The 24,572-nt window shown below is 59.0% G+C and carries 25 protein-coding genes; 16 read left to right on the top strand and 9 right to left on the bottom strand.

Annotated elements, in window-relative coordinates; translation table 11 throughout:
* Positions 1-1,046: 1,046 nt before the first annotated feature.
* Both DWB63_RS16495 and rfaE2 read left to right on the top strand, forming a co-directional pair.
* Positions 1,047-1,841: a YkgJ family cysteine cluster protein gene (locus DWB63_RS16495; RefSeq protein ID WP_128329967.1), complete on the top strand. Its 795-nt coding sequence runs from the start codon at positions 1,047-1,049 to the stop codon at positions 1,839-1,841.
* 16 nt (positions 1,842-1,857) lie between these two features.
* Complete coding sequence (gene rfaE2, locus DWB63_RS16500; RefSeq protein ID WP_128329968.1) at positions 1,858-2,340, top strand: D-glycero-beta-D-manno-heptose 1-phosphate adenylyltransferase; 483 nt, start codon at positions 1,858-1,860, stop codon at positions 2,338-2,340.
* Between the two features lie 240 nt (positions 2,341-2,580).
* Here rfaE2 and DWB63_RS16505 read toward each other — a convergent pair whose 3' ends face one another.
* Positions 2,581-5,010: a glycosyltransferase gene (locus DWB63_RS16505; protein WP_128329969.1), complete on the bottom strand. Its 2,430-nt coding sequence runs from the start codon at positions 5,008-5,010 to the stop codon at positions 2,581-2,583.
* A 24-nt stretch (positions 5,011-5,034) separates the two neighbouring features.
* Complete coding sequence (locus tag DWB63_RS16510) at positions 5,035-5,385, bottom strand: TraR/DksA family transcriptional regulator (RefSeq protein ID WP_128329970.1); 351 nt, start codon at positions 5,383-5,385, stop codon at positions 5,035-5,037.
* A 217-nt stretch (positions 5,386-5,602) separates the two neighbouring features.
* On the opposite strand from DWB63_RS16510, the gene DWB63_RS16515 reads away from it, so the two are divergent.
* The 10 genes from DWB63_RS16515 to metW all read left to right on the top strand — a co-directional run bounded on the left by DWB63_RS16515 (position 5,603) and on the right by metW (position 12,495).
* Positions 5,603-6,046, top strand: a complete 444-nt coding sequence (locus DWB63_RS16515; RefSeq protein ID WP_128329971.1) for a DMT family transporter — start codon at positions 5,603-5,605, stop codon at positions 6,044-6,046.
* Between the two features lie 11 nt (positions 6,047-6,057).
* Entirely contained in the window at positions 6,058-6,921 is an 864-nt protein-coding gene (locus DWB63_RS16520; RefSeq protein WP_128329972.1) for a 4-hydroxybenzoate octaprenyltransferase, read from the top strand.
* A gap of 26 nt (positions 6,922-6,947) precedes the next feature.
* On the top strand, positions 6,948-8,279 hold the full coding sequence (locus tag DWB63_RS16525; protein WP_128329973.1) for a mechanosensitive ion channel domain-containing protein: 1,332 nt from the start codon (positions 6,948-6,950) through the stop codon (positions 8,277-8,279).
* A 29-nt stretch (positions 8,280-8,308) separates the two neighbouring features.
* Positions 8,309-8,542 carry a hypothetical protein gene (locus tag DWB63_RS16530; protein ID WP_128329974.1) on the top strand — a complete coding sequence of 78 codons (234 nt, stop codon included), beginning with the start codon at positions 8,309-8,311 and terminating at the stop codon, positions 8,540-8,542.
* Between the two features lie 3 nt (positions 8,543-8,545).
* Positions 8,546-8,947, top strand: a complete 402-nt coding sequence (locus tag DWB63_RS16535; protein ID WP_206613186.1) for a rhodanese-like domain-containing protein — start codon at positions 8,546-8,548, stop codon at positions 8,945-8,947.
* Entirely contained in the window at positions 8,944-9,351 is a 408-nt protein-coding gene (gene fosX, locus DWB63_RS16540) for a FosX/FosE/FosI family fosfomycin resistance hydrolase (RefSeq protein ID WP_128329975.1), read from the top strand. Before DWB63_RS16535 ends, fosX begins: the two co-directional genes overlap by 4 nt.
* Before the next feature lie 105 nt (positions 9,352-9,456).
* A complete protein-coding gene (locus tag DWB63_RS16545; protein WP_128329976.1) occupies positions 9,457-10,218 on the top strand; it encodes a sulfite exporter TauE/SafE family protein in 762 nt (253 codons plus the stop codon).
* A gap of 13 nt (positions 10,219-10,231) precedes the next feature.
* On the top strand, positions 10,232-10,642 hold the full coding sequence (locus DWB63_RS16550) for a MarR family transcriptional regulator (RefSeq protein ID WP_128329977.1): 411 nt from the start codon (positions 10,232-10,234) through the stop codon (positions 10,640-10,642).
* Positions 10,643-10,715: 73 nt separating this feature from the next.
* Positions 10,716-11,903, top strand: a complete 1,188-nt coding sequence (locus tag DWB63_RS16555) for a homoserine O-acetyltransferase (RefSeq protein WP_128329988.1) — start codon at positions 10,716-10,718, stop codon at positions 11,901-11,903.
* Positions 11,893-12,495 carry a methionine biosynthesis protein MetW gene (metW, locus tag DWB63_RS16560; RefSeq protein WP_128329978.1) on the top strand — a complete coding sequence of 201 codons (603 nt, stop codon included), beginning with the start codon at positions 11,893-11,895 and terminating at the stop codon, positions 12,493-12,495. The genes DWB63_RS16555 and metW overlap by 11 nt, the downstream gene beginning before the upstream one ends.
* 373 nt (positions 12,496-12,868) lie before the next feature.
* On the opposite strand, the gene DWB63_RS16565 is transcribed toward metW, so the two are convergent.
* The 6 genes from DWB63_RS16565 to DWB63_RS16590 all read right to left on the bottom strand — a co-directional run bounded on the left by DWB63_RS16565 (position 12,869) and on the right by DWB63_RS16590 (position 20,436).
* Complete coding sequence (locus tag DWB63_RS16565; RefSeq protein ID WP_128329979.1) at positions 12,869-13,543, bottom strand: polyphosphate polymerase domain-containing protein; 675 nt, start codon at positions 13,541-13,543, stop codon at positions 12,869-12,871.
* Positions 13,543-14,475 (bottom strand): DUF4956 domain-containing protein, encoded by a 933-nt coding sequence (locus DWB63_RS16570; protein ID WP_206613187.1) that lies wholly within the window; start codon positions 14,473-14,475, stop codon positions 13,543-13,545. Before DWB63_RS16570 ends, DWB63_RS16565 begins: the two co-directional genes overlap by 1 nt.
* A gap of 4 nt (positions 14,476-14,479) precedes the next feature.
* Positions 14,480-16,648: a CotH kinase family protein gene (locus DWB63_RS16575; RefSeq protein WP_164879933.1), complete on the bottom strand. Its 2,169-nt coding sequence runs from the start codon at positions 16,646-16,648 to the stop codon at positions 14,480-14,482.
* A 103-nt stretch (positions 16,649-16,751) separates the two neighbouring features.
* Positions 16,752-17,990: a glycosyltransferase gene (locus tag DWB63_RS16580; RefSeq protein ID WP_241648895.1), complete on the bottom strand. Its 1,239-nt coding sequence runs from the start codon at positions 17,988-17,990 to the stop codon at positions 16,752-16,754.
* Positions 17,991-18,022: 32 nt separating this feature from the next.
* Complete coding sequence (locus DWB63_RS16585; RefSeq protein WP_128329982.1) at positions 18,023-19,189, bottom strand: glycosyltransferase; 1,167 nt, start codon at positions 19,187-19,189, stop codon at positions 18,023-18,025.
* A 137-nt stretch (positions 19,190-19,326) separates the two neighbouring features.
* Positions 19,327-20,436, bottom strand: coding sequence for a radical SAM protein (locus tag DWB63_RS16590; RefSeq protein ID WP_128329983.1), 1,110 nt, complete (start codon positions 20,434-20,436; stop codon positions 19,327-19,329).
* A gap of 99 nt (positions 20,437-20,535) precedes the next feature.
* On the opposite strand from DWB63_RS16590, the gene DWB63_RS16595 reads away from it, so the two are divergent.
* The 4 genes from DWB63_RS16595 to DWB63_RS16610 all read left to right on the top strand — a co-directional run bounded on the left by DWB63_RS16595 (position 20,536) and on the right by DWB63_RS16610 (position 23,898).
* On the top strand, positions 20,536-21,315 hold the full coding sequence (locus DWB63_RS16595) for a polysaccharide deacetylase family protein (RefSeq protein WP_241648896.1): 780 nt from the start codon (positions 20,536-20,538) through the stop codon (positions 21,313-21,315).
* Between the two features lie 115 nt (positions 21,316-21,430).
* Positions 21,431-22,288: a GNAT family N-acetyltransferase gene (locus DWB63_RS16600; protein WP_128329984.1), complete on the top strand. Its 858-nt coding sequence runs from the start codon at positions 21,431-21,433 to the stop codon at positions 22,286-22,288.
* Between the two features lie 45 nt (positions 22,289-22,333).
* On the top strand, positions 22,334-22,912 hold the full coding sequence (locus DWB63_RS16605; RefSeq protein ID WP_128329985.1) for a WbuC family cupin fold metalloprotein: 579 nt from the start codon (positions 22,334-22,336) through the stop codon (positions 22,910-22,912).
* Positions 22,913-22,986: 74 nt separating this feature from the next.
* The gene (locus DWB63_RS16610) at positions 22,987-23,898 is read left to right on the top strand and encodes a DMT family transporter (protein WP_128329986.1); all 912 of its coding nucleotides are present in this window, start codon (positions 22,987-22,989) and stop codon (positions 23,896-23,898) included.
* A 325-nt stretch (positions 23,899-24,223) separates the two neighbouring features.
* Here DWB63_RS16610 and DWB63_RS17440 read toward each other — a convergent pair.
* On the bottom strand, positions 24,224-24,572 hold a 349-nt coding region (locus DWB63_RS17440), incomplete at its 5' end, for a hypothetical protein (RefSeq protein ID WP_206613188.1).

Below are 24,572 nucleotides of genomic sequence, written 5' to 3' on the forward strand. Positions count from 1 at the left end.
GGCTTGCTGTCGTAGGGGGAGGCTTGTGCGGGAGGGGGTCGGGGACGAGAGCCGCTGTTGGGAGCCTTTGGCTCCCAAGGTGCTCCAGGTTGACGAAGGGCAATCCGCTTTTTTTTCCGAACTCGCCACGTTGTTTTTGAAGCATCCTACAGCGATGGGCAATTGGAAGCGGGGCTTAGAGCCTGTTGTGCGCGGCGGAGCGTGGCCCGGAAAGCGTTCGTTCACGGACTTTCTTTCCCGGGCAGTGGAGCCGCGCTACAGGCTCTTGGCTTCGGGTCCAGGATCACAGCCCAAAAAAGGCGTTTTTGCCTACTTTTGTCGCCTTGAACAAAAGTAGGGCGCTGTAAGAGCGCAACACTTCATAATGATGACGAGCCTAACCCTCACCGCGAATGCGCTACGTATCAAACAATCCCCCAAAACCTATGATGAAATCTGCCGCCCCGAAAAACCGAAGAGCCTAATCCAACAAGAAAATCACACCATCCCTACCCCCCCCCTTACAACGACGAACAATTGGCCCTGAAACCTAGAGCCTGTCTCGGGCGGCGAAGCGCAGCCCGATTGAGTCCACAGGGTGGACAATCGTTTCGGGCAGCGAAAGCCGCCTACAGGCTCTTGGCTTCGGGGCCAGGCCCACAGCGTAGAAAAGCGTTTTTTGCTTCATTTTGTCGCTTCGGACAAAAAGAAGTCGCTGTAAAAGCGAAACACTTCGTAATGATGACGAGCCTAGCTTCCGCCGCGAATGCGCTACCAATCAAACAAATTTCAACTCTTCATATGGAGAACGCGTTCATCTCCACCGCGAATGCGCTGCGTATCAAAGAAGCAACGACACCTCGTATGGAATGACGAATAAAAGATCACCGCGAATGCGCTACGTGCCCCTCAAAAAAAGGGAACGAAAACACCGAGCGTCTTCCACAGCCGGACCAAGACGCACGGCTTTGCGTTTCCCCCCTCCAAGTGCTAGGAGGACTCACGCCCGGCGGGCATCCGGCCAGCCGAAATACCAGGGGGCGCACAGTGCGCCCCGGAGAACGACCATGCACGATGACGAAACCAAGGAATTCCTCGACTCCCTGCCGGAGTTGGAGGAAGGCAAGACATATTGTTTCAAATGTTACCCCGGAATCCAGTGCTTCAACGCCTGCTGTTCCGATCTGGACATGATCCTGACACCCTACGACGTCCTGCGTATGCGCAGCGCCCTGGGCACCGACAGCATTGATTTCCTGCGGGTATACACCACCGGACACCGTGCGCCCGAGACCAATTTTCCGGTGTTCAAGTTCAAGATGACGGACAGCGCTGCACGGACCTGCGCTTTTGTGACCGACCAGGGCTGCCGCATCTATGAGGACCGGCCCGGAGCCTGCCGCATGTATCCCCTTGGCCGGGCAACGAAACCCGACGGCAAGGGCGGCGTCAGTGAACAGTTCTTCATCGTCAAGGAAGATCATTGTCGGGGATTCCTGGAAAAAGAAGAATGGACCGGCGCATCCTGGAAGCAGGATCAGGGGTTCCATGAATATACGGCCAGCAACGACCGGTACATGCACATCCTTTCCCGTGTCAGGGAAGGCGGTCATGCCGTGTCCGACAAGATGAGCCACATGGCCACCCTGGCCCTGTACAAGGTCGACGAGTTCCAGCGGTTCATAGAGAAAATGCGCCTGTTCGAGCGCGTGGATGTGGACGAGAAGCGGCAGAAAGCGATACTCAGTGATGAATTCGTCTGTCTGTCCTTTGCCATGGACTGGTTCGAGCTGATGCTGTTCCACGACACCACCAAGCTCAAGCCGAAAAATGTCCCCACCCGCACCCCGTGCGGCAAATAGCAGGAAGGAACCGACCATGTCTTTACCGGAAAATTCCAAACTCATGAGCATCCGCACTTTCCTGAAAAGGAAGGCGGACTTCAAGCCCGGCCACAAGCTGGTCTTCACCAACGGCTGCTTCGATATCCTGCATCCCGGCCACGTGGACCTGCTCACCCGCGCCCGTGCGCTCGGCGACTCCCTCATCCTCGGGCTGAACTCCGACGAGTCCGTCAGGATGCTCGGCAAGGGCGATGACCGCCCTCTCAATCCCCAGGAAGACCGCGCCTTTGTCCTGGCAGCGCTCGCCTGCGTGGATTACATCGTCATCTTCCACGAATCCACTCCGTTGGAACTCATCAAGGCCTGCCGCCCCCAAATCCTGGTCAAGGGCGGCGACTGGCCGGTTGACCAGATCGTGGGCGGGGACGTGGTCGAAAAAGCGGGCGGCAAGGTGCACAGTTTGAAATTGCTTGAAGGCTATTCCACGACCAGCTTTCTGGAGAAGGTGCGGGGCTAGGAAAGCCTCCGGCGGTCCCTTCGGAATCCCATAGTCCGCTTCGCTCGCAGGCGTACTGTCGATATCTGCCGCAAACGAACGGCGCACCATGCATAAACATGGTGCGCCGTTTTTTCTATCTCAATATGCCTTTCATCACATCAACCCCGCGAAGCGGCGTCAAAAAGTTTTGGAGAGTCCAGAGAACCTTTTTCAAAAGGTTCTCTGGTCGCGCCGAAGGCGATTGCCGGGAGGCACTCCCTATGCGGCGACGTGCGAACCGAATATCTCCCAGGTCTTCAAGAAGGTGGCGTCGAAGGTCCGGTTCTCAACATGACTCCGCGCCCTGAGCCGCATGTATTCAATTCGTTCAGGAGTATCGACCATGTGGATGATGGCCCGGAGCAGGGAGTCGGGATCGTTGGCAGGGACGATGAGTCCGGTTTCGTTGGGGAGCACGTTTTCGGCCGGGCCGCCCTTGTCCGTGACGATGACGGGCAGGCCCGATGCCTGGGCTTCAAGGACCACGTTGCCGAAGGTGTCCGTGGCCGAGGGGAATACGAACAGGTCGGAGCTGGCATAGGCCTGGGCCAGGGATTCGCCCTTGAGTACGCCGGTGAAGGTGGCCGGGGCGTTGCGGAGTGTGCGCTGCATTTCCTGGAGATAGGGGCCGTCGCCCACCACGATCAGTTGCAGGCCGTCGCGCATCTTGGCGGCCTTCTGGAAGGCTTCGGTCAGGACATCGAGGCCTTTTTCCACGGAGACCCGGCCCACGTAAAGGAGTTTGGTCCGGGAGCCCACATCGAATCGGTTGAAAAAGCCGTTGCGTTTGGCCGGGTGGAACCGGTCCGTGTCAACGCCGCGCGGGTAGGTGACGATCTTGCCTGGATCGATGCCCCGGTCGGTCAGCTCGAAGCGGGTGGCCTCTGAAGGCGCATAGATGACCTGCATCTGGTTGTAGAACCAGCTCATGTATTTCCAGCAGCCTTCTTCAAGACCGGCGTCCTCGGTGAACGCGCCCACGTATTCGGGAAAGGCGGTGTGATAGGTGCCGTGGAAGGGGAGCTTGAGAATCTTGGAGATGGCCAGGGCCGCCAGTCCGACCGGCCCGGGAGTGGCCGCCAGGATGCAGTCGTATTCCTGTTCGAAGCAGTGGGTGAGCATGTCCAGGAAGGGTGGGTAGGCCAGGGTGATTTCGGGGTATTCCGGCACGGAGAACCGGCCCACGGGTTCGAAGGAGACCGCGCCGGGCACATCCGCCTTGGCCCCGCAGGTGATCACGGTCATGTCCTTGCCGTGGCGGGCCACCATTTCGAGCTGCTGCCGGATGGTTCGGGCTACGCCGTTGACCTCGTCGAAGGTGTCGGTGAAATGGGCGATCTTGAGATCGTCATCGGGCTGTTGCCTGTTGCGCTTGCGGAACCGGGCCAGGCAATCCCGGGAAAATCTCCTCTCCGTGGAGAAAAGGTCGTATCCGACGAAATAGGGGGCGAGCAGGGCGTAGAGCGAACCTGCCGAGCCGACCGAGTGGAATACGTCGAACAGGTTTGCGCCGAGTACCGAGTTCAGGGTCCGGTCCGCGAACTGCGAGAGCACCCGATTGGCGGCCAGGGACACGAACCGCGCCCACTCCTTTTCCAGGGTGACCACGTCGTCCATCTGTCCCCGGGCGATGCGCATCAGGGTGGGGTCGTGGGCGATGATGTCGGACGCCTCCTTGAGGAGCATGTCCTGCACCGAGTCGGTGGGACCGTACTCCCGGTACAGGGTGGCCTTGCCGCGCCCGATGATGCGTTGCAGGAGGGTGGATAGCGAGGGCTTGGCTTCCTGGCCGGGGGAAAGGGCGGACTTGATGAATCTGAAGCAGAGGTGCTCGGAGACTTCCGGGCTCATGTTGCCGATGCGGGAGCGGTAGAACTGGTAGCCGATGCCGTAGAGGTTGTGGGCCATGGTCCGGGGCGTGGCGGCCGTGCCAGCGGGTTTGCAGGTGTGGCTGCGCAGGCCCTTGAGCACATTGGTCAGGGTGGGCTGCCCGGTGAATGCGGTGAACATTCGGGCGATGTTCAGTGAACTGTGGTCGTCGGAACCGCCGGTCAGTCCTTTTTCCCACGGGGTGTCGCCCCAGGGGGCTGTCTTGTGGGTGTTGGCCAAACGCTCCATGTCCATGGGCGTGAGCCGGGTGACGATGTCTCGCAGGGTCTGGTTCTGACGGGCATCGCGGGTGCCGTTCTCCTCGAAGAGGTCGAAAAGCAGCAGCGATTGCTCGAAGTGGGCGGGGGTCAGCCGGTCGTTGACGGCAAAGAGCGGGTGGGCCAGGACATGGACGATGTTTTGCTCCCGGAGATAGGGCACTAGGTCGAACACGTTTTCCCTGTGCCGCTGGATATCTTGGTGCTGCACTTCGCTGATGCCGTAGGCGAGCACGTGCAGCTTGCATTTGTCCTCGGGGAAGTAGGTGGTGATTTCCTCGCTGACAAAGGTGTTCGGCAGGTGGGCGATCTCAAGCGCACCGGCAATGGTGTTGTGGTCGGTGATGGTGACCATGTCCATGCCGCGCGCGCAGGCGATGTTGTAGAGATCGATCGGTTCGGTGAAGCTTTCCGGGCAGCCGATCTTTTGCAGTATCCACTGGGAAGGACGGGTGGAAAACTTTGAGTGGACATGCATGTCCACGTTGAACCGATCCGGCATGGGTGCCTCCAGGGCGTTGTAGCGTTATGCGCAGCGGCGGGTCAGGCCGTCTTCGGCCTCGGACTGGCAATGGACGCACAGCCGGGCCGAGGGGTTGGCCTTGAGCCGGGCCACGCCGATGTGATCGCCGCATTCCTCGCACATGCCGTAGTCCGTTTCCGTGAGCCGTTTCAGCGCCGTTTCCAATTCGCGGATGCGGGCCACGCGGCGGCGCTGCATGGCAACGTTCAGGCCGTGCTGGGCCAGTTGAGCTGCGAAATCCGTGTCGTCCGGGCAGTTTTCCACTACGGGAATATCAATGGAAGAGTGTCCTGTGACGTTGTTCAATCCCTGCATGAGGTGGGTCCTGATTTCCTTGAGTTGTGTCTCGGTCATGGCGCCTCCCAAATTGGTGGATGTTGAATTGACTCCTTCTCTATTCCTTCTCTCGGGCAAGTGGGTGGCGCTTTGGTGACATGTTTTGGACATTTTCGTGCAATTCAACCACCTAAATCCATGGACGAAGGGTTGAAACCTCGCTATCTTTTCATACGAATGACACTAGGGAACGTCCTCACTCTGGAACTAGTCTGGAAAACAAAGGTCTGCTGTCATGAAATGGATGTATGTCCTGTACGCCCTGGTCGCCGGAGCCCTGATGCCGGTCCAGGCCGGAGTCAACATGCGGCTTCGCGATTCGCTCGGTGATCCCCTTTGGGCGGCCACGGCCTCTTTTGCCGTGGGCACGGCGGTGCTGATCGTCTATACTTGGGCAGTCAGGGTGCCGGTGCCGTCCCTGGGGATGGTTGCCTCGGCCCCCTGGTGGGCGTGGATAGGCGGCGCTTTCGGCGCGTTTTTCGTGTTTTCGACCATTGTGCTGGCCGGGCAGCTCGGCGCGGCCACCATGATGGCCTGGTTGTTGGCCGGACAATTCCTGGCAGCCCTGGTGCTCGACCATTATGGGTTGGTCAGCTATGAAGTCCACACGGTATCGTGGCCGAGGATAGCCGGGGTCGTCCTGCTGCTGGCCGGTGCCGTGTTAGTGAACAAATATTGAGTGGGAGTGCGATGAGTATCGGAAAAGACCTGGCCACTGTCTGCCGCATGATCAAGATCGAGCATTCGATCTTTGCCCTGCCCTTTGCCTTCATGGGCGCGTTTCTGGCCGCCGACGGATGGCCGGGGCTGTACAATCTGGTGGTGCTGACCGTGGCCATGGTGGCTGTGCGGTCATTCGCCATGGCCTTCAACCGGTATGCGGATCTGGATATCGACCGGGAGAATCCGCGCACCCGGAAACGGGAACTGGTCACGGGCGAGTTGTCCACGCGCTTCACCCTGGTGTTTATCGCGGGCATGGCGGTGGTTTTCATGGCTGCCTGCGCCCTGATGAACCCGCTCTGCCTCAAACTCTCGCCCCTTGCCCTGATACTGGCCGCCTCCTACAGTTTCTGCAAACGGTTTACCCACTGGTGCCACTTCGTGCTCGGTTCGGTACTGGGGTTGGCTCCGCTGGCAGGCTGGATTTGCGTGGACCCGGTCATCACCCTGCCCGCGATGCTGCTGCTTTGCGGCGTGACCCTGTGGGTGGCCGGATTCGATCTTTTGTATGCCTGTCAGGATGCGGATTTCGACCGCGAACGGGGGCTTTTCTCCATCCCGGCCCGGATGGGCATTCCGGCCGCGCTCGGCATCTCCTCCATGAGCCATGCCATTGCAGCGGTATTTTTCCTGACGGCAGGATGGGCCGCCGGACTGGGCGCGGTCTATTTTTTGGTGGCGACACTGGTGGGCGTGGTCCTCATGGCCGAGCATCTCCTGGTCAAGGCGGACGACATGAGCCGTGTCAACGTGGCGTTCTTCACCATGAACGGCGTCATTGCCGTGGCCCTGTTCGTGGGTGTGGTGGTTGATTTGGCCGTACAGGGCTGATGGCATTTCAGCAGAGGGTGTTCAGCATGGATCAGCAACTGGGACCGGTCATGCGGAAACTGTCCGAGTTTCTTCTGTTTCTGGAGGATTGGCTCCATACGAACGTATTGACATGGCAAATGGCGGCCCAATGGCTCTCGGTGCTGGTGGCCCTGTTGTTGACCCTGGGCGTGTGGCGGCTCATTCGTCCGCGCATGACCCGCTGGGTCGAGACGTATGTTCAGAGCCTGCTGGTCAAGGGACTGCTCTCCGGCATCATACACGTGGGCGGTTTTGTGCTGTTCATCATGTTGGCTCAGACCGGGGCAGTTGCGTTTGAGTTTGCAGACATCAACCCGTGGGTCCTGGACGCAGTCAGCCAGTTGACCGCAGCGGGCATCGGCATCCGGCTGCTGGTCCTTGCCATGCCCAACAAGATGTTGGCCAGGGGTACGGCAACCGTGATCTGGGTGTTCGTCGGGCTGAACGTCCTCGGCCTGTTCGCGCCTTTTGCCCTGTTCCTCGAAAAGATGTCGTTCACCATGGGCGAGACCCAATTCACGGCCCTTGGCGCCCTCAAGGGCATGGTCTTGGCCATCGTGTTCCTGCAGGCGGCGGTCATCCTCTCCCGGTTCGCCACCAATCGCATCGACGCCATGGGTGACGTTTCGCCCTCGGTTCAGGCACTGCTCTCCAAGACCATCAAGGTGGTCCTGTTCACGGTGGCCATCCTCCTGGCCATGTCCAGCGTGGGCATAGACCTGACCAGTCTGGCCATTTTTTCCAGTGCGCTCGGCGTGGGCATCGGCTTTGGGCTGCAGACCATCATTTCCAATTACGTGGCCGGGGTCATCCTGCTCATGGACCGGTCCATCAAGCCCGGCGACACCATCGAGGTGGCCGGTGTGTTCGGCGTGGTGCGCAATGTCTTTGGCCGCTATGTGTCGGTTCTGACCCGCGACGGCAAGGAATATCTCATCCCGAACGAGCAGTTCGTGACCAGTGAGGTCATCAACTGGACCTATTCGGATACCAATATCAGGCTCAAGATTCCGGTGGGTATTTCCTACGGTTCGGACGTGGACAAGGCCATGCATCTCATGGAGGAGTCCGTCAGGGGATTGCGGCGGATTCTGACCTCTCCCAAGCCCCAGGCCATGCTCATCGAGTTCGGGGACAGCTCAGTCAACCTGGAACTGCGGGCCTGGATAGCGGATGCCAATCAGGGCGTGACCAACATCAAGAGCGAGGTGTTGATCCGTATCTGGAATCTGTTCCACGAGCACGGCATAGAGTTTCCGTTCCCGCAGCGCGATGTGCTGATCAAGCCCGGTTCGGCCTTGTCCTTGACCATGGACAAGGGGGAAAATGATGACTGACAAGCCCTTGATCCGCACCATGATCCGCAATGACGTTGATTTCGCCGTCCGGCTGGCGGCCGTGGAGGGCAGGATTTCCGGCCTGTCAGATGCCGGGCGAGATATACTTTCTCGATGTCATCGAGCCCAGCCGGGCTGCCATGGCGTTGGCTGAAAAGTACGTTCTTGAACAGGTTTTTGTCATGGTCCGTATTACAACCGGGCCCGAACCCGACATGGACAAGGGCAAGCTTTTCGGCGTCACCTCTTTCGAATTGGGGTAAATCATGCGTGTATTGACCATCGTTGTCGTTGTCGTCGCCCTGCTGATGCTGTGGGACGTGTCGTGGTGGTTCGGTTTTGGAGTGTCGCCGCTCAGTCCCTATACCCTCAAGATGGAAGTCAACCGGAAGGACGCGCCCGTCATCATTGATGTCCGCACCCCGGCGGAATTCGAACTTTTTCATATCCCCGGTGCGATCAACGTGCCGTATCCGGCTTCATTGGCTGAATTGGCCCTGGCCGCGCCTGACCCGAGCCGCCCGGCGGTGGTGGTGTGCATGACCGGCCACCGTTCGCCCCCGGTGGTCCGTCAGATGCAGCAGGGTGGCTACACCAACGTGCACAACCTGACCTGGGGCATGGTCGCCTGGAAGCTTTTCGGCGGCGATACCGTGTCCGGCCGATGATTGAGGGACTGAGCCACATAACCCTGATTGTGCGCGACCTGACGCGCATGACCTCTTTTCTGACCACCATATTCGACGCCGAGCAGGTCTATGACAGCGGCGATTCGACCCACTCCCTGTCCCGAGAACGTTTTTTCCTCATAGGCGGAATATGGCTGGCGATCATGGAGGGGGAACCGCTGCCGGAACAGACCTACAACCATGTGGCCTTCAAAATCCCTGACAGTGATTACGAGAAGTACGAGCAGCGCATCCGGGCCACGGGCGCGGAGGTGCGCGCCAGCCGGTCGAGGACCGCGGGCGAAGGGCGGTCGCTTTATTTTCACGATGACGACAACCACCTCTTCGAACTGCACACCGGCACCCTTGAAGAGAGGCTGAAAGCGTATTCCCGCTTGCCCTGAACCCCAGCCCGTCCCCTGATCAAATTTAGCTTGACACTCAAGCTAAATTGAAACTAGATAGTTTGAGTTTCAAACAATACTACTTTCAAACAAGTTGAGCGGACAATGACATTCGATTCGATATTCTGGGTTGCGCTGCAAAGCAGCATGATTCTCGGACTGGTGCACGGCATCAACCCCTGCGGCCATTCCTGGCTGGTTCTGGCACCGTTTGTCTACGGCGAAAAACGCGGCAGACGGGTGTTCTCCCTGACCCTGGCCTTTGCCTCGGGCACCACCCTGGCCTGCCTGCTCATCGGCCTGACCCTGGGGTCCATATCCCTGACCATCCCGGCCTCGTTCACCTGGTATGTGGACGTGATCACCTTCACGCTGCTGCTCGTGCTGGGGCTTATCCTTATCGTGAAGCCGTCCCTGCTTCACAGTCACGATCATGACCATGACCACGCCCATGAGCACGGCCATGGCCCTCATGACCACGCCCACGAGCACGATCATCACGATCATCATCATGACCACGCCCACGGGCATGACCACGGTTGTGCTTGTCACGGCCCGGCGACCCGGTCCATCACTATCTGGGGACTCTTCTCCATCGGTTTCATGAACATGATCGTGCCCTGTCCGACCGTGGCCCTCATGTATACCTATGCCCTGGATTCCGGCAGTGTTCTCAAGGGAACGGCGGTCTTCGGGGTCTATGCGGCGGGCACGGCCGTGGCGCTGGGCGGGGTCATCTACGCCATCTACAAGGCAACCAGCCTGGTGCGTACCCTGGAGCAGGACTGGGTCGAGCCGCTGGTCATGCGCACGGCGGGAGTCATGACCATCGCCTTCGGCATGTACAGCCTGTATACATCGGTCTAGCAAGGAGCAGCGCATGGTCAAAAAGATCAATCACGCCATTGTCGAATTCTTCGAAAAGCTGTCGTCCTGGGAGCACGACGTGGTCCGGGAACAGGGCATGACCCTGCCCCAGATGCACACCCTGGAAGTGCTCGGCATCCACGGATCCCTGCGCATGAAGGAATTGGCCGAATTCATGGGCATCACCACCGGCACCCTGACCGTGCTGGTGGACCGGCTCGAAGACAAGGCCTATGTCCGCCGAGTGCCCCATGACACGGACCGCCGCTCCATCAACGTGGAGCTGACCGACACGGGCCGCGCGCTGTTCAAGGAACATGACCGCCTGCACCAGCGGTTGACCGAGGACCTTGTTGCCGCCTGTTCTCCCGAGGACCGCGAAGCTTTGCTGCGCTGCCTGATCTGTATGAACAAGCAGTTCTAGGCGATACCGCCCATAACGCATTGCAATGGCCCGGTCATTGACCGCCGCTGCGCTCTGCCGTACTTTTGTCCGCATGAGCGAGTACACCGACCATATCGATACCGGCGAATCCGTCGGGTTGGTCAGGAAGCAGACCTTCACCTTCGGAGAGTCGTCCAAGGTGCTCCTGGATTCCGGGCGCACCCTGGGACCGGTCACCTTGGCCTATGAGACCTGCGGCACCCTGAATGCGGACAAGTCCAACGCCATCCTGGTCTGCCACGCCCTGACCGGCGATTCCCACGTGGCCGGATTCTACGGCGAAGACGATCCCAAGCCCGGTTGGTGGGATCTGATGGTCGGACCGAACAAGCCCATCGACACCAACAAGTATTTCATTATCTGTTCCAACGTCATCGGCGGGTGCATGGGGTCCACAGGCCCGGTGTCCCGCAATCCCGAGACCAACCACCCCTACGGCGCAGCCTTTCCCGTGGTCACCATCGGCGACATGGTCCGCTGCCAGCGTCAACTTATCGATCATCTGGATATCGACACCCTGCTGGCCGTGGTCGGCGGGTCCGTGGGGGGCATGCAGGTTCTGGAATGGTCCGTGCGCTATCCGGACAGAGTGCGCGCAGCCATCCCCCTGGCCACCACCACCAAGCACTCGGCCCAGGCCATCGCCTTCAACGAGGTGGCAAGGCAGGCCATCATGGCCGATCCCAAATGGAACCGGGGGGACTACTACGAGTCCGGCCGCCCCGAACACGGCCTGGCCGTGGCCCGCATGGTCGGGCACATCACCTATCTGTCCGACGAGTCCATGCGCCACAAGTTCGATCGTCGCCTTCAGGACCGGGTGGAACTCTCCTTTGATTTCGAGGCCGATTTCCAGGTGGAAAGCTACCTGCGCTATCAGGGCAACAAGTTCGTGGAGCGGTTCGACGCCAACTCCTTCCTGTACCTGACCAAGGCCGCCGATTATTTCAACCTGGAAAACCAGTACGGTGAAGGCTCCCTGGTGGCCGCCTTTTCCCGCGCGTCCTGCCGCTATCTGGTGGTCTCCTTCACCTCGGACTGGCTCTACCCGACCTATCAGTCAAAGCTCATGGTCAAGGCCATGAAAAAGAACGGCCTGGATGTCAGCTTCTGCGAGATCGAAGCGCCCTGGGGGCACGACGCATTCCTGCTGCCCAACACGCGGTTGAGCGATCTGCTGTCCGGATTTCTTGATAGGATATGCACCCAGTGCCGCATCGGAGAACACGATGAGATTTGATCTTCAGGTCATAGCCTCCTGGATTGAACCGGGCAGCCGGGTGCTGGACCTGGGCTGCCGCACCGGCTCCCTGCTCGCCCACCTGACCGAGCAGAAATCCATCATCGGCACCGGCATCGAGATAGATGAGGACGCCGCAGGCCAGGCCATTGCCAAGGGACTCTCGGTCATTCACGGCGACATCTACGAGGAGATCGAGGACTACCCGGACAACTCCTTTGATTACGTCATCCTGTCCCAGGCGCTCATGCAGGTGCTCGATCCCGGAACCCTGATCCGCGAGATGCTTCGCGTGGGCCGACTCGGCATCGTCTCCTTCCCCAACTTCACCCACTACCGCAACCGGCTCCAGATGCTCTTCACCGGACGCGCGCCCATGTCTAAAGAGCTGCCCTATGAGTGGCACAACACCCCGAACATCCGGGTCATCCCGATCATCGACTTCCGCCGCTTCTGCAAACAGCTGAACGTCCCCATCGTCAAGGAAGTGGCTATTTCCACGCACCACCACGATGAAAAGGGCAAGGTCATCACCTTCCTGCCGAACCTGTTCGCTACGTTTGGGATATTCATGCTCGGACAGAGCCGGTAGGGCAGGCCTTAGGCGGTCCCTTCCGGGGGGCCAGGACGTTGTACCGGACCTGCTTAAGGCCAAGGGCCTTAAGAATCCCATCGCTCACTGCCTTCGGGGGAGTTCTTTGCGCCAGATAAAACAAAAGAAATGGCGTGCCATGTCTTAACATGGTGCGCCGTTTTCTCTGTCTTAAATCGTAGGTCTGGTCGAAGCAAAACCCTTCGCGTCCATTCGTCTTCCGCGAAGCGGCAACAAAGAGTTTTGGAGATTCCCAAGAACCTTTTCCAAAAGGTTCTTGGGCCGCCGGAGGCATCTTCTACTGGCCGCAGGGTACTCCCGTCGATTTGAAGCTCGTTTGAATCTGCCGGTAGGATTGTGTCGGAATCCGAGGTTAAAAGCCGTAAACCATGTTGATGCCGGTCACGTATTTCGATTTTTTGGAAACTGAAAAAGGCAGCTCGGAAGAAACTCCCGATGCATCCATGTCGAATTCGTGATCGTACTTCAGTTCCAGTACGGCCTCGTTGTCCGGATATCCCATCCCGTTTTTGTTGGCCGCGCTCGGATGGCTGTAGAAAATGTCATAATCTATGGTGGCCCGGAACTGTTCGCTGGCGGACAGGAAATACCGTCGCCGGTATCTGTTCAGGAGGGTCGGGCCTACGCTTGCGGTCTCGTGGGCAAAAATGTCCGGTACTCGGACGTTTTCAATGCCCGGCATATCGTTGAGATTGTCAAAGGAGCAGTCCACCTGCTCAACATCCTTGGCCCCCACCAGTCCGTTTTTTCGTTTGATTTCGAACCGGCAGCGGTTCGGCAAGTGCGCCTCGCCGTACCAGCGGATGCGGATCTTTTTTCGTTCCGGCACTCCCTGTACGTTTTCACTGAAGAAGCGGAACAGCGGTGTGTCATAATAGATGTTGTTTACGTGGCGCTCGGAAAAAATCTCTCGAAAACCGAAACTGCTGGCGCGTAACATGGTGGCCAGATTGCGCACCATGTACAGGGGAACCGTGAATTTTCGCTCGTAGCGGTAGGAGGCTGTGCCGTCAGTGGCCTTGATCACTAAAAAAGGCTCCGTGCCTGGACAATGGAGACATTTGATTGCGGGTGGTCATCCTGAAATTTCTTGCCGAGAAGCTCCAGCACGCTGCTGTTTTTCATCTCCACGAGAAAACTGACGTGGTTGGTGGCTTCGCTGGTTTCGAGGCGGGTGAACTCGTGGGTCAGGCCGTGATCTTCCAGAAACTGGGTGACCGAAGCGAGCAAACCGCTTTTTGGCCCGTACACGGTGACCATGTAGGCGTTGTCCATGTTGTTGGGTTTCCTGATCTTGCGGAACAGGATGAAACCGATGCAGATGGCCCAGAATGCGGCCAGGGTGATGCCGAATTTTTCCGCACCGAAGCCCAAGCCGATAGCCACTGTAAAAAAGAGGAAGGACAATTCTTCAGGTTCCTTGATGGCCGTCCTGAAGCGGATGATGGACAGGGCGCCGACCAATCCGAGGGAAAGGGCCAGCGAGGCCTTGACCACGGTGATGACGAGCATGATGGTCGCCGCCAGCATGACAAAGGTGTTGGCAAAACGCTTGCGGTTGGAAAGGGCGGTTCCGAAAACCGTGTAAATAGAACCGACCAGGCGTGCGCAGCCGGCTGTGAAGGCAAAGCCGATGCCAAAACTGATATAGTACAAGGGCAAGGGCAGCAGCACGAGCCACAGGCTGACGGTCGATAGGTTGAACCAGGATAGTCCGGCCCACAGCTCATTGTGATGATCTTTGTGCAGACGGGGAAGAATCCGGGCCATGGCGTAATAATAGACAAGGCCTAAAATGACACCGACTCCGGCTGCGATGGGCAGGCTGGTCTGCAATTGCGTGAGGTCGCCATGGGTTATCGAGTTGTTGATGACCACCGAAGACATTGCAGACAATGCGGCGATGAGGCAGGCGGTAAAGCGTTTTTTCCCGCTGTTGAATGAAAGTGTGTCGGTCATGGGTTCACTCTTTATTGTCTATGGGTACGAAGACGGCTGAGTCCGTTATGGATGTGCCAGGCTTCAAGGTTATATACGGTGTCGTGTTGTGCTGGTCATCTGTCCAACCTGCAAATGCATACCCCGGAGCAGGCAATGCCTCAAGCACAAGCTCCAGGTTTTCCGGAATCGGCCCTGTCAGTCTGCCGTCCGGGAGTTCAAGCCCTTCCACCAGAATCCGGCCCTGGCCAGTGTGCCCGATGGCCACGGAGGTGGGCACAGGATTTCCGGTTTTGAAACGTTTGTCCATGATTTGCATCATGGCTGCCGGCCGTTGTTCGCAATAGTCGCGTAGAATGGCGAGATATCCATCCCATCTGTCCGTGTTCATGAACAGCCTGTCAATTTGCCAGGACCAGCGCCATCGTTGCCAGTGACGTTCCATCTCCGGGCGGAGGGTCTGCGCCATGCTGTCCAGGATGGAAAGGGCGCGCTCGGCCTGGAAGGTCGTCAGTATATGCGCAGTCAGCCTGCAACAGAAATCCCTGACAAACCGGCGGTTCTGTATCATGTCCGCAAAATGCAGCCCCCTCGGGCCGGGGCGTTTGAGCAGTTCCTCGAAGGGGTCCTCCTGCGGGGATTTTCCCCGTTTACCGTTGAACCCCCTGTCCAGGTCGTAGAGAATCCAGCGCCATTGGCTTTCTTGATCGGCCAGGGGCCGCCAGCACTTGATGTTGCCATCGGGCCAGTCCGGGTTCCCGGAGTAGAGTTCTATGGCGATATAGTCCAGATAGGAATCCATATCCATGGAAGGCAGGGAAAGACGGTAATCCCCCTCGGCTGACACAGGCCGGAAGTCGGCAAAGGGCCCCTTGTCCGAGGCGATTTCCCCGCCTTCCAGCACAACCGTGGGCTGCAGGGGCAATTCGCGTCCGGCCAACAGGTTCTTCTTGATTATGGATTCCCGCAATCCGTACACCCCCCAGTATGCGCCATTGATGAAAACAACGACTGGGCGGTAGCGCATGGATTCGACTTCGGCGCGGTCCTGGACCAGGGCCTGCTGAAAGGCGTCCCGGAACTGGGTTCTCAACCAGGCGTCGCCGCCGTTGCGCAGGATGAAGCCTGCGTATTCGGTCCGCTGGACGGCAGGGAACAGACGGTGCCGGATTCCGTAGGGGGTTTCTTTATCCCCTGAATAAAAGGCCAGGGATTTTTGCGGTCGGCCCCGTGATGCGCCCCCGTGCACCCGGCTTTCCCCTGTGACGCTCCACTGTGTCTCGCGGGTGATGAATTCGATGTCTACGGGCCGCCGCCAGTTGTGCCGCCAGTTCTGTGACTGCGTTCCGTCTTTGTTGATGGAATCGCCGTCCGCATAGATGCCGACTTCCTGGTCCCACAAGTTCTTGGGATCGGTCACCACGGACACGATGGGCAGGGTCGTGGATTCTTTGATGAAATAGGAACGTGTTACCGGTTTGCCGACTGCCCCGAGCGTGTCGACCTGGGCGATTCGAATAACGGCGGTGGATTCTATGGGTATGCCGGAGCCGTAGAGTTTGGACGACATGTCCGGGATGCTGCCGTCCAGGGTGTAGCGTACGCTGATGCCGGGGGGGGGCTGCATGGTCAGGGTGAACGGCTCGTCGTAGATGCCGCTGGCATGGGATATGTGAAGGGACGCGGAAGAGGCCGCCCGTGCAACCGGGGTTTGGCTGTAACCGTTCTCTCCCCCCATGGTGGGGGTGGCATGGATGAACCATTGCGCTCCCCCGTCGGGATATCGGCCGATGGACGAGAAACGCGGCAGGCCGCTGTAGGTGATCTGGTCCGCCAGCTCTCCCGAAGGGTCGAACAGGTACACCTGGCCGCCGATGCTCTTCAATCTGAAATTCGTATGGTCATGGGCGTTCCTTTTGTCGCATATGAAGAGACTGTGTTCGCCCGGATTGATGATGAAGGCTTCGGCAATGGTCCACCCGGGCTCGTCCGGGTTGTCCGACAGCCGGTACCCCTTCAGGGAGCAGGCCGTGTCCCCGCTGTTGTAGAGTTCGATCCAGTCGGGATAGTTGGACGACCCGTCCACAAAGACTTCGTTGATCAGAATCTTGCCGGAGGCCGCGCATTCCCCGTCGGCACCGTACAACACAACCAGCATGCACAGCAGCACGCCGGAGAGGATGCGTTTGGTCATATGCAAAAGCATCAGGCGGTACAGGGATGACCGATTTGCAGAGTAAAATTCACAGTGAGAAATCATTTCGCTCACTCCACCGTCTGCGTTTCCACAGGCCCTTCTACTGGCCGCAGGGAACACCGTGGGATTTGTATATTTCGCCCAGATCGCGGATCAGCTTCTTGTTGTTGAAGACTTGGTGCGCCCGTTCGACAGCGGCGGGGATGATCTTCTCCCGCAGATGGTTGTCGGTCAGGATGCGTCTGAGGATGTCGGCCAGGGCGTCGGGGTCGTTGGACGGGCAGAGCAGGCCGGTCTGTTCGTGGGTGACCAGTTCGGGCACGCCGGACACCTCGGTGGCGGCCACGGGCACTCCGGTGGCCATGGCTTCGGCCACCACGTTGGGGATGCCGTCGCGGTCGCCGTCCCTGGCCTCGCGGCAGCCCAAGGTGAAGCAATGGGCCGAGCCGAGCAGTTCGATGACCTCGTCGTGGGTGATGGTGCCGGGCAGGGTGGTGATGTCGTCGAGACCGAGGCTCTTGATGAGCTTTTCGATCTTGCGGTTGAATTTGGCCTTGCCCTCGCCCACCAGGGTGTAGCGAAAGTCGAGCCCGTCGGCGCGCAGTTTGGCCAGGGCGTGGAGCACGGTGTCCAGTCCCTTTTTTTCGACGAACCGGGCCACGGTCAGGATATGGTAGGGCGGCTTGGCCTTGGGGTCGCGGCCATTGGGCGAGAACAGGTCGAGATTGATGCCGTGGTACACGCAGTGGATGGGGTTGCCGTTGGCCACATGTTCCCTGAGGTGTTTCTCGTTGTACCGGGTGCAGGTGACCACGAACCGGGCGCGTTCGACCTTGTCCCGGATGCGGCGCGGGTCCTGGGTGTAGATGTCCTTGGCGTGGGCCGTGAAGGAAAAGGGCACGTCGGCCAGGAAGGCGGCGTACATGGTCACGGTGGTCGGGGTGTGGGCGAAATGGCCGTGCATATGGCCCAGGTCAACGCCGTCGTCGATGACGGATTTCTGCATGATGTACCCGGCCTGGAGCATGTGCTTGACCCAGGTGTGCTTCTTGGGGGCCAGGGCAAACCGTTTTTTCATCAGTTTGAGGCATTGGCAGTAGCGTTTCGGCATGCGCATGAAGAGGCGGATGTTGTGCCAGAGCAGGGCGGGCAGGCCGAAAAACATGGACGAGGGAAGGTAGGTGACCCCGGCCTTGATCTCCTTGATGGAATCGTGGGAAAAATTCTCGCGCGGGGCGCGCATGGAGTAGATGTGGATATTGAAACCCATCTTTTCGAGCAGGCGGATCTCGTTGGAGATGAAGGTTTCGGAAATGCGGGGATATCCCTTGAGCACCATGCCAAGGGTTGTTTTTTTTGAAGGCGTGTTCATCACGGGCAGTTCTCGCGGAAGTATTCCAACCGTTCGCGCATGACTTCCAGGCCGGTCATGGCAAAGGTCTCCAATTCTGAGGTATAGGGGGTGGGGTTGTCCAGAAGGCTGTTGACCTTTTCGCGGATGGTTTCGGGTGAGACGTCGTCCCATTTGATGTATTCGCACAGGCCGCGTTTCTTGAAGACCTTGGCGCGGATGAGCTGTTCCTGGCGAGGGTTGTCGCGCGGGATGATCAATGCGGGTTTCTTCAGCGAGAGGATTTCGCACATGGTGTTGTAGCCGCCCATGGAGACCACCACGTCCGCCTTGGCCATCCGTTTTTCCATGTTGCGCACAAAGGGCTTGATCTGGACCTTCAGGGCGCGGGCGCGGTCGGCCAGTTCGTCCAATCGGTCCGGCGAGAGGAACGGGCCGGTGATCATCAGGGTCTTGAAATCCACGGTGCCGTTGGTCTCAAGCATCTTGAGGTAGTTGTCGAGCACGGTGTAACCGTCACCGCCGCCGCCGATGGTGACCACCACGAGCTTGTGCTTGCGCTTGGTCCTGCGGGTGGTGGGCACCTTGCGCGGGATATACCCGGTGAAAACGGTTTTTTCGGCGATGTCGTCCGGGAAGGCGTATTCGATGATGGGGTCGTACATGGCGCGGTATCCGTAGACCCAAATCTCGGAGTAGAGCTCGCGCAGCACCTCGGGAAAATTCTTGCGCGCCCAGTCGGCCTGGGTCGATTCGGCGGAGTCCAGGATATCGCGCAGTCCGAGGACCACACGGGAGCAGGGCAGGTGCTTGCGTATCCATTTCAGGGTTGGCAGGGCCTCGCCCTTCAGGCCGGTGGGTACCTTGTCCACCACGAACAGGTCCGGCTTGAAGGCCTTGGTCGTGGACAGGATGATGTTCTTGCGGATGGCGATGGCGATCTTGGGGTCCACCTTGATGGAGTGGGGGACATAGATGGCGTTGGTTTTCTTGATCATGCCCGGCATGCGCACGAAATCGATCCCCTTGGGCATGGTGTACCGCCCGACAATGGGGGAACCCGTGACGATGAGGATGTTCACTTCAGGGCCCACCAGGTCTCTGGCTATGGCCATGGTGCGGCGGATGTGTCCCAGACCGTAAGTGTCGTGGGAGTACATCAGGATATTATATGCTTTCGATTTCATAGGTGTCTGCACATCAAAAAAAAGGCCGGACAGATACATTGTACCGGCAACGCGCCAACGTTACCTTCTTGCGGCGAGTCTGTCCAGATACGTGCCGTGCGAAAGCCATACCCCAGATCAGGGGACGGATGCCACCATTACTTTGCAGGGTCTGCGTTTACGTCCAGACAGATTTGAGGATCGAACAGACGCTCCTGGGAACGCACTCCCTGGAGGTTGCGGGCGTAGAGCGTATTGTCGGGTACTGCGCTCAGGGCCTGTTCAAACCGCCGGACTGCTTCTCCCACGTCTCCCCGCCTCCAGGCCAGGACGCCGAGATTGTTTTCAGCGCAAGGATGGCCGGGCGCTGCTGCGATTGCTCGTTCAAAGGCTGCTCCGGAGGTGGTGTTCTCAGCCACCACCGCGAATTGCACGCCGTCCACCAGGTCTGCCTGGGCCGGGGCCAGTTGCACATGATCCAATCCCCGGCAGGGGCACCGTTTTTTGGTGCACGGTACAAACCCGTCAAGCAGCGTGACCGTGTCCGTGACGTTGCCGAGCACCGTCTTGTCGCCCGGACAGCGGAACACGGTTCCGTCCGGCTCCAGGCGGAGCAGGGTCCGGCCCGCCGAGCAGGGTATGCCCTGGAAGTTGAAGGCCACCTTTTTGCCCTGTTCCGGGTGGTCGCCGAAAATGGCCTGTGCCCGATCTCCGTAAGCTTCGGGATAGCGCCGTCCCTCGAATTCTCCCCGAAATGGACGTGGAGTGATCTGGATGCCGTGTTCGGCAAAGAAGTCGCAGTCATCCTGAAAGCGGGCTTCCAGGGTGGGGTGGACCACGTAGTTGACTATGATGGAAAATCCCTTGTCCATGAGCAGACGGGCGTTCTTGATGAATGCGTCAACGCCTTTGACCCGTTCCCGTTCCTCGATGTGCAGGGCCACATAGAGGTTGTGCACCCGGCTGGGGTCCACGCGTTCGGCAAATTCGCGCACCCTGGTGGACACGGATAGGTTGGTATCCACGCCGATGATATGGTTGCGGGTCAGGATTTCGCAAACATTCGTGATGCCGGGATAGATGAACGGTTCACCGCCGGTCAGCCCCACCTTCCACGTGGAGCCGGTGGCGTCGAGAAAGGCTGCGATGCGCTCCGCGTCGAGGGTTTCGGTGACAGGGGTGTTGTCATGCGGGAAGTAGCAATATTCACAGCGGAAATTGCATTTTCTCGTCATGTTCCAGATGATGCTGTTTGCCGGTACGTTCATGAGAATCTGGCCTCCGTGCATGGTCCTGCCATATTGTCTGTGAAAATGCCAGAGCCGGTATTGGCTTTTATTTCCAACCTCTGCTAGGATACGCATCCCATGACTTTCAACGCTATGAACATACTTTCGCGGGAACTGGACGCCTGGCAGGACGCGGATATGACCGCCGAGTTCTGGTGGCGCGACGACGATGCCGCCGAACCCACGGTGGAATTGGACCGGCTCATCTCTTTGAGCAACCGGCACGGTATCCCCTGCGGTCTGGCCGCTGTTCCCGCCAAGGCCGGGGAACCGCTCAGGAAGACCATTTCCGACGCGACCAACGTCTGGATACTCCAGCACGGCTATGCCCATATCAACCATGCTCCCTCGGGGACCGGTGCCTGGGAGTTGGGGTTGCACAGACCCAAGTCCGAGGTGCTCGACGAGCTGAGGCAGGGTATGCTCAAGTTTACCCAGCTGTTCAAGGGACGGTTTGTGCCCGCTCTGGTGCCGCCGTGGAACCGCATTGACCCGGAGCTGTTGTTCTATTTGCCTGTCCTGGGTTTTCTCGGGCTGTCGTCCAGCTACAAGAAGCAACGCCCCGCCCCGCCCGAAGGGCTGCGTGTGGCCGATGCCCACTGCGACGTGTTGCACTGGAAGGACAAACCGAACGTGCGCTTTGCCGGTGTGGAGAAATCCATCAAATATCTGGTGGAACACCTTGAGGACAAGCGAATGGGCCGTGTCGACGAGACCGAGCCGACCTGCGTGCTCTCCCATCACCTCGTCATGGACTCGGCCGCCTGGGAATTCATGGAGGCGCTTTTCTCCCTGACCGTGGCCCATCCGGGCGCAAAATGGCTCTCTCCTGCGGAAATCTGGCCTTCGGTCAGATAGTCTTTCCTCTTTCATTCTGCCGTCCCAGGCCTTTGTGGCAAAAGCCCCTTTTATGCTTGCGCCCGGCAACTGAACATTTTACCGTGCATGGCGAACCATTCAGAGAGGGATTGCCATGACCGCTATTTTGCGTCCGGTGAAACGGGCAGATATCGACGCTATTTGCACGCTCCTTCATGAGCACATGAATTCCGACTTTTCCATTGAGCGCTGGGGTGCGCTCTTTTCGACCGGGTGGTGCTCCAACAGGCCGGATCTGGGGATCGTGGCCGAATACCATGGGCGCATTGTGGGCTTCCACGGTCATGTCTGTTCCCACCGCGTCATAAACGGCCGTCGCGAGCGGTTCGTAAATTTCACATCTTGGTACATCCTCAAGGAATTCCGGGGACAGGGGCTTGGGTCCGGCATGCTCCAGATGGCCACGGCCGACCCGAACGTTACCTATACGGTCTTTTCCCTTTCCCCCAAACGGATCGAGTTTTTCAGGACTATGGGGCTGGACGTGCTGGAGGAGGAACGGTTGCTTTGGCGCAAGACGGGAGAGGTCTTTGATAATCTGGAGTTGACCTATGACCCGGAGACCATTCGAAAATGCTGCGATCCGGGGGATATCCGGGTGTTCGATGACCATCGGGACCTGGCGGTCATGCCGGTTCTCGTCTCGACCCGGTGCACCCAGTGCCTGCTGCTCATCTCCAAGGCGGTCAAGCATGGCGGCGTGATGTATTACGACGTCCTGTATCGTTCCAATTCGGTCATGTTTTCCAATCGGGTGCAGCATATTGCCGAGGCCCTGTTGCCGGACAACGACTGCGTGCTGGCCGTAGATAGGCGCTTTTTGGATGGGGGTGTCGCCGGAGAGGTGGAGCTTATCAAGTCACCGAGATTCTACAAGTCATCCCGAGTGCTGCCGTGCGATATCGATCTGGCCTATTCCGAGATTACACTCCTGGACCTGAAGCTGGACTAGACGCCAAACTTGCCCTAATCGCGCAGGCAGGGTACGACAAGGGGCATGACTGAAGAAAAAAACTACCCCATGGCCCTGGATGCGCCCGACACCGATGTCACCTGCCTGACTCTGACCATGGTCGGCGAACTGCTGACCCTGTCCAAGCAGAGTCCCCGCAAACGGATGCTGCGCAAACTGCACAAGTCGCATGATGCGGTCGCCCACCGGATGTTCAATGCCTTGCAGCCCGGTACGTACCTCATGCCTCACCGCCACATGAACCCGCCCAAGGACGAAACCATCCTGGTCATGGCCGGGTCCATGCTCTTCATCAGATTCACGGATGACGGGCAGATCGCAGAGCATATACTGCTTCAACCCGGCACCGAGAATTTCGGGATCGACGTGGCTCCTCACGTCTACCACACCTTTGTCCCGCTCAAGCCGGACACCCTGGTCTTCGAGTGCAAGAGCGGACCGTATTCCCAGGACACGGACAAAGACGTCCCGGACTGGGCTCCCCATGAGGGAACTCCCGAGGCCGAGCCGTATCTCCTGGAGATGCTCAAGGCCCTGGCCGCCAATGCCAACGCCGCGGTCGAGGCCGCCAAGGCCGCCGAATCCGAGGGGCCAGACCAGTAGCCGCTTTCGGTTGCTTGCCGCCCGGTGCCGAATACAGTACACGGGGTGATCTTTTCTCGTAAGGAGACTGCTCCGTGAATACCCGCGTCCTTCGCGCCGATATCCTGCTGTTCCTCACCGCCGCAATCTGGGGCTTTGCCTTCGTGGCCCAGCGCGTGGGCATGGATCACGTCGGACCCCTGACTTTCAACGGCATCCGTTTTGCCTTGGGCGCCATCGCCCTGACCCCGCTCATCATGATCCTGGAGAAGAAGCGCGACTCCGGCTATGCCGGCGTGGACAAGGAGCGCATGGCCATCGGGGGAGTGCTCCTCGGACTGGTCCTGTTCGGGGGGGCGACCCTGCAACAGATCGGGCTGGCCGGTCCGCAGTTGGCCGAGTTCGGCCTGGAGGCGTCCACCGCGGGCAAGGCGGGGTTCATTACCGGCCTGTACGTGGTCTTTGTGCCCATTTTCGGACTGCTCCTGGCCCAGAAACCGGGCTGGGGCACATGGCTCGGTGCGACCTTGGCGGTGGTCGGCATGTACCTGCTCTCGGTTACTGCGGAACTGACCATTTCCTTTGGCGACCTGCTGGTTCTCATCGGCGCTCTGCTCTGGGCCGTCCATGTCCTGCTCGTGGGTAAACTTTCTCCGGGCCTGGATGGTGTTGACGCCATCAAACTGTCCACGGTCCAGTTCGCGGCCTGCGCCGTGCTTTCCCTCATCGGGGCAGTGGCCACCGAGGAGGTCAGTCTGACCGGACTGGTCGGCGCGATTCCGGCCATAGCCTACGGCGGTTTGATGTCCGTGGGCATAGCCTACACCCTCCAGGTGGTGGCGCAGCGGGATGCCCAGCCCGCCCATGCAGCCATCATCCTCAGCCTCGAAGCGGTGTTTGCAGCCATCGGCGGCTGTCTGATGCTTGGCGAAGTGCTGACTGTTCGCGCCCTGATCGGCTGCGGATTGATGCTCGGCGGCATGCTGCTGAGCCAGCTCAAACCTTAGCGGGTGTGTCGGCTTGGGATAGCGGGCCATCTGCACATTTTCCGGGCACGGTTTAATTCTCGCCGTAGCTAGGCTACGCCTCCGGTTAAACCGCACCCGAAAAATGCACATCTGACCCACTCTTCCAAGCCGTGATGCATCAAGGAACGAGAGGCATTGTTTGGTGCGTGCCGCCCCAAAGGCATTCCATGTCCTTCTTCGCGGATGTGTGTGTATTTCCATTTCAGCAAGTCTGAAGAAGAGCCGTCGCTCATCGCTCCTCCATGTTTTTTTTGCCTTCTCCGCAACCATGCGGCCTTACTGCATCTCTGCCCTTTGGGCAGGGCTATTCAGTGCTGGTTGGCTTTTGCTTCGAGCAGCGGGCCTGAAGGAATAAGGAAGGCCGCCCAGGGTGGCGGCTTCTTGTTTTGGGATGCGCGCCTTTGGCGCGGGAGGCATTGTTTGGGGCTTGCCGCCCCAAAGGCATTCCATGTCCTTCTTCGCGGATGTGTGCGTATTCCCATTTCAGCAAGTCTGAAGAAGAGCCGTCGCTCATCGCTCCTCCATGTTTTTTTCTGCCCTCCCGGCGGGGTTCTTTTTTGGCTGAGCCGCCCCAAAAAAGAACCAAAAAAATGCGGCTTTGGATTTTGGCCGCCCGGTGATCGGCGGCAAGAAGCTGATCGATTCGGGGGGGC

The sequence above is a fragment of the Pseudodesulfovibrio sp. S3 genome (genome assembly GCF_004025585.1).
GTDB lineage: Bacteria > Desulfobacterota > Desulfovibrionia > Desulfovibrionales > Desulfovibrionaceae > Pseudodesulfovibrio.